This is a genomic window from Altererythrobacter sp. BO-6, assembly GCF_011047315.1.
Lineage (GTDB): Bacteria > Pseudomonadota > Alphaproteobacteria > Sphingomonadales > Sphingomonadaceae > Erythrobacter.
Map to the genome: position 1 here is coordinate 551,227 of NZ_CP049259.1, position 13,609 is coordinate 564,835.

The window sequence follows — 13,609 nt, forward strand, 5'->3', positions numbered from 1 at the left end:
TGTTCAAGCCCCTTCCTTTCGAACCTGCCGTGCAGGCTCTGGACGATAGCGCGCCAGAAAAATGGCGCGCCAAAGCATGGCGGCACCCGATTTGAGCGCCAACACCGGTTTGCGGTAACGCCAACAATTGGCCAGCAGTGACAGGCCATTTAGCGCACGCGTGGTAGCGCCGCTGAGGCGCCTGCCGTCGCGACCGATCGCCCCATAAACCAACATCTTGTCGGGAACGCCGGAGTATCTCGAGATCAGGCCCTTCATCTCCTGTGCAGGCGAGAGTTCCCTGTCGGAAAAGGCATCATAAACCGCACCAGTTGCATGCGGACGAGTATGAACCATGGAAATTTCATCAATTATCGCGGATTTGAAAGCTGGACTGGGCATTGTGACTGTCCAGATCCGGTCCATGCCCCAACCCGAGATTACATTGGACATGTGCGGCATGAACGCTCTGAGATAGTCGGTCCTGATGGCCGCAGCCATGCATTCGACAAAGTTGGTGTAGCGCAGGCGCGTCAATGGGCAATGGAGCAGAATAGAATAACAAAAGAAGCTGTCGGAATGCAGTGCCGGTTGCGCGATAAAGAGATCATTTTCGGCGCAAATGTCGAAATACCGGTTGAGGTCTTCTTTCGTGAAAAGGAGATCATCATCCATGAAAGCTATGTAGCGATAGCGGTCCAGCACTTCTGGATTGTTGATTAGGTACCGATAGACACTGTCCCACTTCGTGCCTTTATCGACGGACAGCGGCAGGTCGCCACCTTGTCCGATCTCGGGATCGTCATCGTATTGACTCAGTTGCAGATCCCAATTTCGCTCGCCCTTTCCAGCCAACCATCTACGATGAAGCGATTTCGATCCGACGCGAACGAAGACGAGGTTTTGGCGCGGCGCGATCATTTCGTTCCTGCGCGCATTGCTGACTTGCCTTTCGTCAGTTTCTCAAGGGCCTGGCGCGCTGCCTTCTCGCCGCTGGCAAAGGCCTGATCGGTCCAGATGTAGCCCCAGTCACCGAAACGCCCGCAATAATTCACGCCGATTTCGTCCAGGTAGCCATGGATCAGCTTGAGAGCAGCGGGCCGGTCATGGTCGAAGATGATGTTTGCAAAGGGCGCAACGATGGTGCTTGTGTGATTGACCTGGTCCCGTCCATCAATGAGCCCTGCCTTAAGCAGCCCGTCAATCACAGGTTCGATGTAAGCTTCAGGTGGTTGGGTGCGAGGCTTCCATTTGTCGCTGAAATAGACTTCAGCTTGTAGCGCTACGCAGCCTTTCGGGGCGACGTTGGGTGAGAAATTCGAGGGATAGCTCAGCCGGGCAAAGACAATGTCCTCATCGTAAAAATAGGTCCAGTGGTCATCGCGGACCTTCGGTTTGCTTACCCCGATGTTGACCAGAATGACTTCGGTGCAAGCGAGCTTTCCTGCCGCATCTACCACATCCGGCGGCGCATCCTTGATCATCGGTATCAAGCGAGGAAGAGGCACGGAAGAAATCAACGCATCGTAACCAACGATTCTTCCGTCAGAAATACAAAGTGTCCTGGCGACGGGATCTATCGCCACAATCTCGCTGTTGCACTCGACCCGCGAGCGCTTGCGGAAGCCATTGAGGTAAGAAACAAACCCGCCTTCCGTGGGATAACGGAAATGGTCCACGTAGTGTACGTCTGACGTGTTCGGTACCAGCGCACCTCGCAGCACTTCTTCCAGCTCGGGACGGTAAAGTCGAGGCCCGAGCCAGTCCGTTGTAAGATTGCTTGCTTCCGTCGTGTGGTATTTGCGCGTGTACACTGCGGGGAACGTCTGAGCGAATGTCTCGCCGAAACTTGCAAGCAGCCAGTCTTCATAATTCGATATGCGACCTGTGCTGGCAGGCTGATCCGTGGCCTTGGCAAAGTCCCTGATGCAATCGACGATCAAGTCTGCGGGAAGACCATGCAGATTGACCTGTGCCGGATGTTTGATCCAGTGGCCTTGCCAATAGTTATTCACGCTGGCGCGTAGTTTTTCATATGAGCCGCCAATGCTGTCTGCGAAGAGTTCCTGCAGCCGCGTGTTCTGAGTGAAGGAAATGTGCGGCCCCTCGTCGAACAAGTAGCCATCAGCGTAGGAATGGGTGGAAGTATGGCCACCGTGAAACCGCCGTTTCTCGTATATCGTGGCTTCGCTGCCCGCTTCTCTTAACTGATGGGCAGCGCCGAACCCGGCGAAGCCCGCTCCGATAATTGCAATATGTGGCTGTCGAGACATGGCGCCGAGCTGGATCCTATTGTTCAATAGTCGCTTCGGGTACGGGAACAATGAATTGCCCACCCCATTCTCGGGCATTGCCAATTTGCTCTTTTATTTCTTCCTTCAGGTTCCAAGGTAAGATCAGGATGAAGTCCGGCTTCGCCTTTTGCAAATGAGCGGGATCATAAATCGGAACACGCACACCCGGCATTAGCTTACCCTGCTTCGATGGAGCCCGATCGACAGCGAAATCAATAACATCGCTGCCGATGCCGCAATAGTTGAGAAGGGTCACGCCCTTGGCTGGCGCGCCATATGCCGCTATCGATTTACCCTGTTTCTTGAGCTCCATGCACAATTGGACCAGGGCAAGCTTCGTTTTACGGATTTGACTGCTCCATTCAGTATAGGTCGCCCGCCTCTCTAGCCCGTATCGTCTTTCCTCGTCGCGCATCGCATCGACGGAGGGTTCTGTGTCCCAAGCGGCATCCGCGTGACAGACATGGAAACGCACTGATCCGCCATGCGTGGTCAAACTTTCGACCGCGAAGATGCGAAGCCCAGCGGCATGGAAGATACGCTCCGCTGCCAGCAACGAAAGATACGAGAAGTGCTCGTGATAGATTGTATCAAACTGGTTTTGCTGCATCAGGCGCAGCAAATGCTGGACCTCGTATGTCGCAACACCCTCAGGATTCAGCAACGCTTTGGCGCCGCGAACAAAATCATTGATGTCGGGAACATGAGCCAGCACGTTATTTGCGACAAGCAGATCCGCGCCCCATCCCTCATTAGCCAGGTCGCGGCCCAGCTGTTCTGAAAAGAACTCCGTCCGTACTTCCAGGCCAGCCTTCCTTGCCACAGCAGCTGGGCCTTCCGTTGGCTCTATACCCAGGCATTCTATTCCGGCCTGCTTGACGTACTGAAGGAGATATCCGTCATTCGACGCGATTTCCACCACCCGGCTGTTCTTGTCCAGCCGTAGGCGTTCGATCATCGTTTCCACATATGATCTGGCATGTTCGAGCCAGGTCGAAGAGTGGGAGGAGTAATAGGTGTAGTCAGCGCGAAACAGGTCACGTGCACCTAGCTGGTGAACAACTTGTGCAAGCAGACAACTGTCGCAAACTCGCACTTCGAGGGGATAGTGCACTTCCGGCTCACCGGATTGCGCCAGGCCGATAAAGTCATTGGCGACGGGACTGAACCCAAGATCGGCCAACTGCAAAACAAGCGGCTGCAGGCAGTGGCGACAGGTCTTCAGAGCAGATGCTGAGTTGATTTCCGGCTTTCCTGTCTGTTGCATCGGGTAGCCTTTCGCAATCGCAGGAGTGGGAGGATTTTCCCCGCTTTTCGAGGACGATGCTAGGCAAGAGAAGGTGTTGTCGCAATTCGCCTTCCGGATTACTACGTCTGCAAAGTACTGCTTTTAATGCAATAATTTTGAGTTGCCTTCTGTTAAAGCCGTCTGACCACATAATCGGCGATAGCCAAACTCGAAGTGAGGCCGGGCGACTCAATGCCAAATAGATTGATCAATCCGGTCACGCCGTGATCGTCGGGTCCATCGATGCGAAAGTCTGCGGCAGGCCTATCGGGACCGGAAATTTTCGATCTAACCCCAGTATAGTCAGGTTGAAGCTGATCCGCAGAAATGTTTGGAAGGAAACATTGGATTGCAGAAACGAAATCGTCCTTAGCACAATCATCGAAACGATAGTCTGGCTTTTCGATCCACCTAACATCGGGCCCAAATCTCGCCTGGCCGCCAAGATCAATGGTCAAGTGAACGCCCAACCCTCCCGTGACTGGAATCGGATAGACCAACCGTTTGCAAGGTGGGCGGCCAGAAAGACGGTAGTAATGCCCAATCGCGAAATATGCGTCGGGGATGGAATTTGATCTGGCGCCCAATATCCGCTGGGCCATCTCAACCGCACGAAGGCCAGCGCAATTCACAAGATTTCTGGTGCGTAGGCGCTCGGATTCCAAGTTATTGATTTCGACAACAAAGCCCCTTGGATCTGGGATGACAGCGGTCACTTCGGCTTTTAGCACGAGCATGCCTCCGTAATGCTCAAACTCGCCTTCCAGCGCGACCATTAGCCCATGACTGTCGATTATTCCCGTCGATGGAGAATATAGAGCACCAACACATTGAACCTCTGGTTCAAGCGATTTCATCTCGTTACGCGACAGAAACTGCAGATCATGCACATCGTTCGCGACTGCGCGCGTTCGAATTTCTTCAAGTTGCTCCAGCTGCTCATTCGATGTTGCGACGATGGCCTTTCCGATCCGGCGATGGGCAATCCCCCGGTCAGCGGCAAAGGCGTAGAGCATGTCCCTTCCACGTCGGCAAAATTTTGCCTTTAGGCTTTCTGGCTCATAGTAGATTCCGGCATGGATGACTTCGGAGTTCCGACTGCTCGAATGGGTTCCGATTGCCTGTTCTGCCTCTAGCAAAACTACTTCACGCCCTGATCGGGCGAGCGCCGCTGCGCAAGCAAGACCAATGACGCCGCCACCGACGACAATACATTCTACCTCTTCCACGCGGCGCCTTTGGATCGAGCGCTGTTGCCAGATCGATCCCTATGTGGAAATCCAGATGCGGAGCGGCTGTCATTGGCAGGCATGAATGCAATCAACCTCCGTTCTCGCTGAGTCGGGCATCGTATCGTCCAGCCTCTATTCTTCCGTTGCTAGCGCTTGATGAAATTACCATTCGGGAGGGTCTGTCCACTTGAAAGAACCAAAGGACCTAACCCTAGAGGATAGTGAAACACTTAGTCTGATGAACGGTTGTGCAACGATGGGCTTTGCGGGATTTGCGGTTAGGATGCCCTCCGAAGCTCATCGATCGATATTGACGATGCTCAACAGGGGGCATGCGGAAAAGGGGCAGGTTGCGAAGCGACGAGGCGCGAGCGTCAGGCTCGTATCTCTTCCCATCGAAAAGCCGGGCTTTGCCATCGCCAAGGTTTGGCCTGGCTATTTGGCTGGTGGGCTCAATGCGCACTCTCATGCCGATCCGGTTTGGATGGAAACACGCGTTTTGACAGAAAATGAAGTACCATCTGCATGAAGTCAGTTGTGCGCCATCAGGTCGCTAAAGGAACGGCCTTGCTAGGCGGCGCGCGCGCACTTTCGCGCGGCTTCGATTTCATCACGCTGATCATCCTGGCAAGATATCTGACGCCCACCGATTTCGGCCTGGTAGCAATCGCCTTGTCAGTGATGCAAATTGCCGAGGCAGTCATGGAGGTGCCAACCAACGTTGCGCTGCTTCAGCTGCGCACTGTGAGCCGCAGCCACCTCAACTCCGCGTTCACGATCGCGCTTCTGCGCGGTGTCGCCATCGCTGCAATACTCTGCGCTATGGCCATGCCGCTGGCATATTTCTTCGAGGACGAACGATTGTTCGCGCTAATCTGCGCCATTTCGCTCGCCCCGGCGTTGCGCGGGTTGCGGAGCCCAAAGGACTTCCTTTTGTTTAAGCAGTTGCGCTTCTGGCCCGATGCCCTGGCCGATGTTTTCGGCAAATTCTGCGCCTTGGCAATCGCCGGCATGCTGGCAGTTCAGACAGGCAGCTATTGGGCAATCGCCTCGGCCACCATCGCCAGCCCCTTATTCTACGTTCTGGCGACCTATGCCCTGGTCCCCATGCGACCGCGCCTGACCTTGCGCCACTTCGCCTTCTTCTGGAGTTTCCTGAGCTGGAACATGGCTGCGCAAACGATGAGCGCACTAAACTGGCAAGCGGATCGGGTCCTGCTCGGAAAGCTAGCCGCGCAAGCAACGGTCGGCCTGTACGCCACCACCAGGGATCTGGCCACGATCGTGTTCAAGACCATGATGGAAACAATCCAAAAGCCAATGATGTCGGCATTGGCCCGTTCCAATCAACAGCCGACGCGCCAGCGCCAGGTCTATGGCGTTGCCATCGCCTCCGTGCTCTCGATCGGATTGCCAATTGCATGCGGGCAGGCATTGCTGGCCGTGGAATTAATCGAGCTTGTACTGGGGCCTCAATGGCTCGAGGCAACGATTGTTTTTCAAGCGGTCTCGCTGCTGCTTATACCTGGACTATATTCGCATATGACGCTGACCTTGCTCAATGCGCTCGGGAAGCCAAAATATATTTTCAACCGCAATCTTTGGGATTTTCTGCTTCGGGTTCCGCTGACCATCGCTTGTGTTGTAAACTTCGGCTGGCTCGGAGCGGTCCTGGCACTTATAGTGGCAGACCTGTTCCTTGCGCTGCTGTGTCTGCACTTGACCAGAAAGATTATCGGGATCGGCATCATTGAGCAGCTTCTTTGCGCTGGCAGGGGCTTGGTAAGCGTTACGGTAATGGTTGCGACCGTCTTCTGGCTGCGCCAGATTTTCGAGCGCGGAGACAGCGAACTCGAAATCATCGTCTATCTACTCAAGATCATTCCGCTTGCTGCTATCACCTATTGCACGGCCCACTGGGCGGTCTGGAGGCTTTCGGGTCGGCCCGATGGGCTGGAAGCGCTGGTGACGCAGACAATCAGTCGTGTCGCTCGTGACAAGCCGTTCATTGGGTGGCTTAATCGTCACAACCTGGCTGACAAACCGCGAACACAAGAGTTGAAATGATCGTTTTGGCTTTCTAGCCGCGCAATGAATGCCGTTCCTGCCTGCTGCCTGTGAGGTCGGCGTTGCTCTGGCTAGCCATGCTTCGGAATCAGGTCGCATGAGCCGCCAGTTGAGCTTGCTTTAGAATGCAGTCCAGTTGTGCGCGCGAACCGCTGGGTTTTGGATATCTGGCTATAGTTTGTCCTGCATGAGATTCACCATCACGCAAACAAGCGACCGATCCGGCCAGGAAGCCCCTCCAGCATCCACTTCATAGCTATGATCGCTGCAGCGGACGCAGTGCAGTTCACAACGAGCCGGGCTGTGTCCACCCGCAATCCCGGCAAGGGTCGCCGCACGAATTCCAGTGCAATCGCAAGGGCGACAAATAGCAGGACAAGGTAGCGCGTTTCGATCTGGTACTGTGTCAGGTACCGCGTGATCATGCCGGCCGCGCCAAAGGCGACCGCCCAAAACGACAGCGAGAAAATTCGTCGGTATTTCGCCATAGCGCCTCGATAGTTGGCGCAGCATAGCCCGGCAAACCCTAACTTCAGCGCCGTCATGAGCCACGCTGGGCCCAGGACAACTCCAGCGTCAAACCACAAAATCTAGATGCAAGTGCAATGATCCCGCCTTAGTGATGCCCGGAAGAAGTCTTGCTCTCGATGCGATCGGCCGCTTCCCTCAACAATTCGGGCAGGCTGGCCCGCATTCCAAACATGTCGTAGAGATTTATCGTCGCGCCGAGCATGGCGAAACCGACCATTTCGCAAGGCATTCCCTGTCTCATAAGCTTGGCGTAGCCCGCCATCAGGGCTTCGGAAACGTCATTGAAGTCGCGGAAATGGCCTGCCGGCCCGAAGTCGGCAAACATCTCAAGTTCTTCGAAAAGCAAAGCTCGAGTCTCAGTGTTTCCTTGCATATTCTTCATGTAGAAATCACCCGATCTCTTCTGCTTACTTTCGATATTCATTGATATTCAGCAATGCTTAATGAATATTTATTCGACTTGTAATTTCCAACGTCTGGACACGCAATTTCGCAAATCCGCAAGGTTTCGACAATAATAAAGTTGTCGGTAGTTCGCTATTTCCAGTTCAGCCCCAAATGTGCCCGAAGCAAGGCCACTTTGACCTAATCCTTTGGGAGGATTCGAAGTTGTGCTCTGCGCACCCCAGCGAAGGATATGCGATCATCGCATGCTGCCGTTCCGCACCAAGCGGCACGGGCAGCAGCCAGGTCGAAATGGAGCTAGTCCGAGATAGCTGTTGCGCCAATTAGGCCGGGCAACATACCGTCAAATGCCGTTTGGCTTGCTATCGGCGAACGGGGGGCATTTTACCGCTTGCTCTGAGCGCAGCGCAAGCTGCTGACAGGCGCCAGCACAGCGGTGTGGGAGGGCATCTTGAAATGAGCGGACAAGAAGGAACGGCATTCATCCTGACGAACGATGCCATGCCCGGGTTTGCAAGGGTCGAGTTCACCACAAAAGATGACCTCGCGAACAAGATCAAGAAGATAAACAGGTCCGATCTCCCGATACCCTTCCGGCTCTACTTCGCAGCCAAGGTGAACGACTGCGACCTGGTTGACCGCAATCTGCACTACCTGTTCTCGGATCATTGCGACACGCGCGATGCCCGGTTTTTCAGAATCAACCCCGACCGGCTGCGGGTGGCGATCGAATTGGCCGCTACCGCCCCCATCGCGATCGATGACGATGACATTGGAATTTCTCCCGAGATGCGGGCACGCATGGACCAGATCAAGGCTTCACACGATGCCTCAAGGTTTGGCGCATTCAGTGCAGCGCCTGGGACTGTTCTGTATTTCACCAAGGATACCACAATCACTTGCACTGCCCTGGGCAACGGAATGGTGGAGTTTGAAGGCAAGGCGACAACTCCTGCCGAGGCAACCCGAGATGCCTTGAAAGCTATCGGTTTCGATTGGGATGAAGCCTTCGCAACGGATTACTGGCTGACACAGTCGGTCGGTCCAGCGGGCCATGGCAGGTCTGCTGAGAGCTCACAGGCCGCTGCACATGTAGCTGAAGAGTTTGCGGTTCTTGCCACTGAGCCAGACGATTCCCCGGTAATGTTCATCCGGAACCGGAAGATTTAGGCAATGATCAGATCCCTGGGCGCGGCCAGTCAGCCTGAGCGGAAGCGGCCGCAAAATCGCGGGGTTCACGCATACCCATTCGGATTGCGCGATTGCCAGTTCCAGGTCGAACCACAAATTTCCTTCAGGCCAAGCTCGGCTCGCCACCCCAGCAGTTCACGGGCCTTGCTGGCATCAGCATAATAGCTTGCCAAATCCCCATCGCGGCGTTCCACGAACTGGACCGGGATCGGCCTGGAAGATGCTGCCTCGAAGCCCCTGACCATGTCCATGACCGAGAACGCCGTGCCAGTGCCGATGTTCACCGCTTCGCACCCAGTACTTTCGCTTATCAACTCGATCGCGGCGACATGCGCCCGCGCCAGATCCACGACATGGATGTAGTCGCGTTCGCCCGTGCCATCGCGCGTATCGTAATCGTTCCCGAACACGTTGAGGTGCGGGCGTCGACCCACAGCGACCTGCGCGACGAAAGGCATCAGATTGTCGGGGGTGCCATTGGGATCCTCGCCGATTTCTCCTGAAGAATGGGCCCCCACCGGATTGAAATAGCGCAGCAATGCCGCCGAAGCGCCTGCGGTGGCAGCGCACCAATCGGCGATGACCTGTTCGGCCACCAGCTTTGTGCGCCCGTAAGTGTTGGCTGGATTGAGCGGGTGCGCTTCGTCGTATGGCAAGTACTTGGGCTCACCGTAGACAGTGGCGGAGGACGAGAAGACGATCCTCTGGCAATGTGTGGAATCCATGGCTTCAAGCAGGCGCAAAGTGCCCAGCACGTTGTTGTCATAATATTCGAGCGGCACCTTCTCCGACGCAGCCACAGCCTTCAAACCGGCAAAGTGGATCACGGCATCCGGGCTGAATTCCGTCATGACCTTACCCAGTCGGCTGGCGTCACGAACATCCACATCAGCTTCGCCAAAATCAGCGTTGGCCAGCCTCCGAACGCGCCTGAGCGCTTCGGGCGAACTGTTGCAGTAATTGTCGCAAGCGAAAACCTCGTGGCCCGCCCGCAGCAGCTCTAGGATTGTGTGGCTGCCGATATATCCGGCACCGCCGGTAACAAGAACCTTCATTGGCCAACGGCCCCTTGCGATTCCCCCGCCCCGCACTGGGTTTCCTCACCCCGCCGCAACGGCTCGTAAAGCCGAACATAGTCGACCTCCAGCTGCGAGGGATTGGGCGTGTTCTCGATCGAATAACCAGAGCCCAGCGCCAGATTAACGAGCGGGAAAAGCGGGGCGTCGTGTTCCTTGGGCGTCGGATGCCGCCAGACCGGCTTGCGATCGAAGAAATAGGTTACGATTTCGGGGGTAACGTCCACACCGATCATGTGGAAATTGCGGGTCATTGTGCCCTCTTCGATCGGTATCTGCATGGTCCCGCCCGATTTCTTGTCGCCGGAAAGCTCGGTCGGGTTGATGTGCCAAGTTGCGAAGTAGGATGCGGGATCGTGACCGTAATATTCGATCGCGTCGATTTCGAAGCCTGTCCTGGGATCGTTGCGTGACGCGCGATTGTACAGCCAGAACGCGGCCCATGTACCAGGACCGGGGGTAACCCGCATCCGCGCCTCGAAATAGCCGTATTGCATGGCAACGCCTGCGGCTGCCTGATCGGCCGCAGAGATCAACCCGGATGTCCATTTGCCATCGCGATTGCGCCTCGCGGTTATAACAAGCTTGCCGTCTTCAATACTGAAAGGTCCATCCGGACCCGGATCGGTGAATTGGGCATCGCCGAAGTCCCCGGCCCAGGGCGTATGTGCGATCCAGCGCTTTCCGTTGAGCAACCAGTCGCCGATACTGAGGTCGTCGAACTCGTCCGACCAGAACAGGCTATATTGGCAAAGATCCAGTTCCTCACCCTGGTCGTATTGGAGTTGCGCGGGCGAAGCGACCAGGAATCCGATCACTGCTGCAGCCAAATTTGCGGTCTTGTGCATCATGAATTCGACGCCTTCCTTTTGTCGCCCCCTATCTACCGAGCTCGATTAGGCTCCTGGCCGCATAGCCCGGCCATGCCAGCGGCCGGATACCCGACCGAAGCAACTCGTTCCTGTATTTCGGATTTCGCCTGGCGAAAGCGTTGACGATCGACGCTTTGATCCGGTCGCGCCATGTGGAGTGGCCCGGCGGCATCGGTCTCAACCCTCCCATGCGAAGCAATGAATTGACCTGGTAGATCGCTGCTTCGCGGTCGATGTTACGCATGCAGAAGTGGATGCCAAGCGTGATCGAAAGTCGCTGCCATTCTTGAAGCCATGCGCCGCACGGGTGGGATGAAGGACGCCGGTGCCGGCCCACAAGTCATAGGCATCAGCCCGATGCCGATACTCTTCCTTGCACTTGGCGCGATTGTGATCACCCATGTAATACAGTTCGATCTCTGTATCCGGCAGGATTGCCGGATCCTTCGCAGTCCAGATGCTGGCCTCGTGATCGATGTGATAGGGGGTTACCGAGCCCGGCGAAGCCATGAACACATAGGCATCCTGCCAGGTGATGTCTTCGGGCTTGACGCCTGTGAGCGCAATGATCTCGGTCATCAGATCATCCAGCAGCTGGCGATATTCCGGATCGCGCTGGACGCTGTAAAGCAGGATCCATGAGCCGGAATTGCCGAGATCGGCGATCGCTTCATTCAGGCTGTCGAGTTCCTGCCTGATCGGCACATTCCAGCCAGCGTCGACCGGTGCAACGCTGGACTGCCAGCGCACGCTGCGCTGGCTACGGTCTTCGAGCAGGCGCTGCGCAAGCCGCTCGAGACGCGGCAGCGAGAACAGCGGGTTACCGGCCAGATTGTGTTCGAACTGGAACGAACGTTGATTGAACAGGCCAGAAAGGTCCTGCGCCTCGATATACCTAGCCGGCGAGGTGGCGGCTTCTGCCGCTCGTAACGTAGCATTCATCGAAGGCTCCCCACCATGGCCGCAGAGCAACGATCATCGGGATAGCTGGCACCGGGCGAAAAATGCAATTTGCCTTAAGGGGTACTTCCAAGGATCGCGCCAATCGACGATCTTAATTGCGTGGGAATGGTAGCGGAGGGACTACCACTCCCTTATTTTTCAATGGTTTATTGGCGAAAATTGGATCGTGCCACGTGGCACGATCCTAGTACATCCACCTTGGCACGATATGGCACGACTAGTTCCCTCAGGCCGAAGATCGTGCCAACGGCAAGGGCATCGGCTTGTAAAGGGTGAGATTAACCTCATGTAATCTCGGGTATTCACAATAAGAAAGTCGCGTCATGCAGGACAAGGATGAGGCAACAGACTGGATCGATGTCTGGAGCATTGAAACGTTTGATGACGAACTCCTCGCTGAATTGGACTGCAGAGCAAGCGTCATCAGGGATTATTTCAATCGTGAGGAAGTACTCTGGGCCGAGCGTGAACAAGGAGGAGGCGATTGGCCTGAACCAGAAAACCCACATGCGGAAGGATTTATCGAGGCGAGAGAGGAAATTGGAAACCTCATGAAGCAGCGATCCATTCGCGCTTGGCACTATACGCGATTAACCGACGAGGAGATCGATGTGTTGCGGAGAGAGGGAATTATCCTCTCCAACCTTGAAAGCTTCCGAACGCGGCTAGATGCGCAGGTGGCGGCAGGATCATTCGACAGCGAAGTAGCTGATCAACTTTATGCTTCGAGCCCATTCCAAGGTGATCAACGTGATGGACGACTAAACAAGTTTTGGATGGTCTCGCACCCATTGCCAACTTCAGACCACGGCGTACAACCACTGCTCGAAAGCTGGGGTGGCGAAGTAACCTACTTCCGGCAGAGCAGCCCTGACTTGAAAGACCTGCTTGTGGGGCTGGGGCAATCAAGGGTCATCGAAGTGCTTGTGCCGTTGGACGTGACATCCTTCGGTTTCAGCCGGGCGGGTGACTCAGTGGTCGCCACTTACGCTCGGCATATTGATTGCAGCGCCGAGCCAAAGATCTTCGACCTGTATATCGAACAAGCACTCAGTCCTGAACACGTGTTGGCGGTTCATTCTAAGGGCGAACCTAACTTCTCGGCACTCGCACGAGGCTATCCAACGGGTTTTACCTACGAATAGATGCCTCGCGAACTGGTGACGTTGTTTCAGGCACAACTATGCGAGAATGTCGGCCATGCGGAAGGGATCGCACAAAATTGGCACGATTGCGGTCGAAAAACCGTTATAAATCAATGTGATTTTGGTAGCGGAGGAGGGACTCGAACCCCCGACACGCGGATTATGATTCCGCTGCTCTAACCACCTGAGCTACTCCGCCCCGAAAGGCCCGCCGGGGCAAACGCCCGCTCGGCAGGCGGCGCATTTAGGGCGCACTTGTGCCCCGGTCAACCATTTGCGTCACGCCTTTTGCTTTCCGCGAAACAGAAATTCGCGCACCGGCTCCCACGGGCCGCCGCGATAGCGAAACAGGCCCAGCCCGCGAAAGCGAAACGCGCCGGGCGCGATGCTGACCTGAAGGCTTTCCAGCAGTGCCTTTGCCTCCTGCGGGCTGACCTTGTTCTGGATCGTCACATGCAGACGCGGGGCATGCTGGTCCTGCCGCGTGAGCATGCCATGGAAGCGGTCGGCAATCTCGCCGCGCAGACGCAGCATCGCAGGACTGGCGAGCCGGATCGCCACCCCCC

At 55.8% G+C, this 13,609-nt stretch carries 14 protein-coding genes and 1 tRNA gene; 4 read left to right on the top strand and 11 right to left on the bottom strand.

Annotated features, from left to right (window positions below; all coding sequences use genetic code 11):
• Positions 1–3 precede the first annotated feature (3 nt).
• The 4 genes from G6N82_RS02650 to G6N82_RS02665 form a co-directional block, all read right to left on the bottom strand.
• Positions 4–900: a DUF707 domain-containing protein gene (locus G6N82_RS02650; RefSeq protein ID WP_165193464.1), complete on the bottom strand. Its 897-nt coding sequence runs from the start codon at positions 898–900 to the stop codon at positions 4–6.
• Positions 897–2,330 carry an NAD(P)-binding protein gene (locus tag G6N82_RS02655; RefSeq protein WP_206520282.1) on the bottom strand — a complete coding sequence of 478 codons (1,434 nt, stop codon included), beginning with the start codon at positions 2,328–2,330 and terminating at the stop codon, positions 897–899. The genes G6N82_RS02650 and G6N82_RS02655 overlap by 4 nt, the downstream gene beginning before the upstream one ends.
• A complete protein-coding gene (locus tag G6N82_RS02660; protein WP_165193466.1) occupies positions 2,269–3,540 on the bottom strand; it encodes a class I SAM-dependent methyltransferase in 1,272 nt (423 codons plus the stop codon). Before G6N82_RS02660 ends, G6N82_RS02655 begins: the two co-directional genes overlap by 62 nt.
• 152 nt (positions 3,541–3,692) lie before the next feature.
• Positions 3,693–4,790: an NAD(P)/FAD-dependent oxidoreductase gene (locus G6N82_RS02665; RefSeq protein WP_165193468.1), complete on the bottom strand. Its 1,098-nt coding sequence runs from the start codon at positions 4,788–4,790 to the stop codon at positions 3,693–3,695.
• Between the two features lie 190 nt (positions 4,791–4,980).
• Here G6N82_RS02665 and G6N82_RS02670 point away from each other — a divergent pair, with 190 nt between their 5' ends.
• Both G6N82_RS02670 and G6N82_RS02675 read left to right on the top strand, forming a co-directional pair.
• Positions 4,981–5,322 (top strand): hypothetical protein, encoded by a 342-nt coding sequence (locus G6N82_RS02670; RefSeq protein ID WP_165193470.1) that lies wholly within the window; start codon positions 4,981–4,983, stop codon positions 5,320–5,322.
• Positions 5,319–6,860: an oligosaccharide flippase family protein gene (locus tag G6N82_RS02675; protein WP_165193472.1), complete on the top strand. Its 1,542-nt coding sequence runs from the start codon at positions 5,319–5,321 to the stop codon at positions 6,858–6,860. Before G6N82_RS02670 ends, G6N82_RS02675 begins: the two co-directional genes overlap by 4 nt.
• A gap of 200 nt (positions 6,861–7,060) precedes the next feature.
• Here G6N82_RS02675 and G6N82_RS02680 read toward each other — a convergent pair whose 3' ends face one another.
• Together G6N82_RS02680 and G6N82_RS02685 are read right to left on the bottom strand one after the other, a co-directional pair.
• The gene (locus tag G6N82_RS02680; RefSeq protein WP_165193474.1) at positions 7,061–7,405 is read right to left on the bottom strand and encodes a hypothetical protein; all 345 of its coding nucleotides are present in this window, start codon (positions 7,403–7,405) and stop codon (positions 7,061–7,063) included.
• A gap of 71 nt (positions 7,406–7,476) precedes the next feature.
• Positions 7,477–7,815, bottom strand: coding sequence for a hypothetical protein (locus G6N82_RS02685; protein WP_165193476.1), 339 nt, complete (start codon positions 7,813–7,815; stop codon positions 7,477–7,479).
• A 437-nt stretch (positions 7,816–8,252) separates the two neighbouring features.
• On the opposite strand from G6N82_RS02685, the gene G6N82_RS02690 reads away from it, so the two are divergent.
• Positions 8,253–8,966, top strand: a complete 714-nt coding sequence (locus tag G6N82_RS02690) for a GIY-YIG nuclease family protein (protein ID WP_165193478.1) — start codon at positions 8,253–8,255, stop codon at positions 8,964–8,966.
• A 65-nt stretch (positions 8,967–9,031) separates the two neighbouring features.
• Here the strand turns inward: G6N82_RS02690 and galE are convergent, their stop codons facing one another.
• The 3 genes from galE to G6N82_RS02705 form a co-directional block, all read right to left on the bottom strand.
• The gene (galE, locus tag G6N82_RS02695) at positions 9,032–10,042 is read right to left on the bottom strand and encodes a UDP-glucose 4-epimerase GalE (RefSeq protein WP_165193480.1); all 1,011 of its coding nucleotides are present in this window, start codon (positions 10,040–10,042) and stop codon (positions 9,032–9,034) included.
• Positions 10,039–10,914, bottom strand: coding sequence for a glycoside hydrolase family 16 protein (locus tag G6N82_RS02700; protein ID WP_206520283.1), 876 nt, complete (start codon positions 10,912–10,914; stop codon positions 10,039–10,041). Before G6N82_RS02700 ends, galE begins: the two co-directional genes overlap by 4 nt.
• A 198-nt stretch (positions 10,915–11,112) precedes the next feature.
• Entirely contained in the window at positions 11,113–11,877 is a 765-nt protein-coding gene (locus tag G6N82_RS02705) for a hypothetical protein (protein ID WP_165193482.1), read from the bottom strand.
• A 344-nt stretch (positions 11,878–12,221) separates the two neighbouring features.
• On the opposite strand from G6N82_RS02705, the gene G6N82_RS02710 reads away from it, so the two are divergent.
• Positions 12,222–13,043 carry a hypothetical protein gene (locus G6N82_RS02710; RefSeq protein WP_165193484.1) on the top strand — a complete coding sequence of 274 codons (822 nt, stop codon included), beginning with the start codon at positions 12,222–12,224 and terminating at the stop codon, positions 13,041–13,043.
• Positions 13,044–13,165: 122 nt separating this feature from the next.
• Here the strand turns inward: G6N82_RS02710 and G6N82_RS02715 are convergent.
• Positions 13,166–13,242 (bottom strand) — tRNA-Met (locus tag G6N82_RS02715).
• 80 nt (positions 13,243–13,322) lie between these two features.
• Complete coding sequence (locus tag G6N82_RS15280; RefSeq protein ID WP_346773748.1) at positions 13,323–13,604, bottom strand: 2'-5' RNA ligase family protein; 282 nt, start codon at positions 13,602–13,604, stop codon at positions 13,323–13,325.
• Between the last annotated feature and the right edge of the window lie 5 nt (positions 13,605–13,609).

Coding starts and splice junctions, on each gene's coding strand:
- G6N82_RS02650 (WP_165193464.1), bottom strand. CDS start 900: ATGATCGCGCCGCGCCAAAACCTCGTCTTCGTTCGCGTCGGATCGAAA.
- G6N82_RS02655 (WP_206520282.1), bottom strand. CDS start 2,330: ATGCCCGAGAATGGGGTGGGCAATTCATTGTTCCCGTACCCGAAGCGA.
- G6N82_RS02660 (WP_165193466.1), bottom strand. CDS start 3,540: ATGCAACAGACAGGAAAGCCGGAAATCAACTCAGCATCTGCTCTGAAG.
- G6N82_RS02675 (WP_165193472.1), top strand. CDS start 5,319: ATGAAGTCAGTTGTGCGCCATCAGGTCGCTAAAGGAACGGCCTTGCTA.
- G6N82_RS02680 (WP_165193474.1), bottom strand. CDS start 7,405: ATGACGGCGCTGAAGTTAGGGTTTGCCGGGCTATGCTGCGCCAACTAT.
- G6N82_RS02685 (WP_165193476.1), bottom strand. CDS start 7,815: ATGAATATCGAAAGTAAGCAGAAGAGATCGGGTGATTTCTACATGAAG.
- G6N82_RS02690 (WP_165193478.1), top strand. CDS start 8,253: ATGAGCGGACAAGAAGGAACGGCATTCATCCTGACGAACGATGCCATG.
- galE (WP_165193480.1), bottom strand. CDS start 10,042: ATGAAGGTTCTTGTTACCGGCGGTGCCGGATATATCGGCAGCCACACA.
- G6N82_RS02700 (WP_206520283.1), bottom strand. CDS start 10,914: ATGATGCACAAGACCGCAAATTTGGCTGCAGCAGTGATCGGATTCCTG.
- G6N82_RS02705 (WP_165193482.1), bottom strand. CDS start 11,877: ATGAATGCTACGTTACGAGCGGCAGAAGCCGCCACCTCGCCGGCTAGG.
- G6N82_RS02710 (WP_165193484.1), top strand. CDS start 12,222: ATGCAGGACAAGGATGAGGCAACAGACTGGATCGATGTCTGGAGCATT.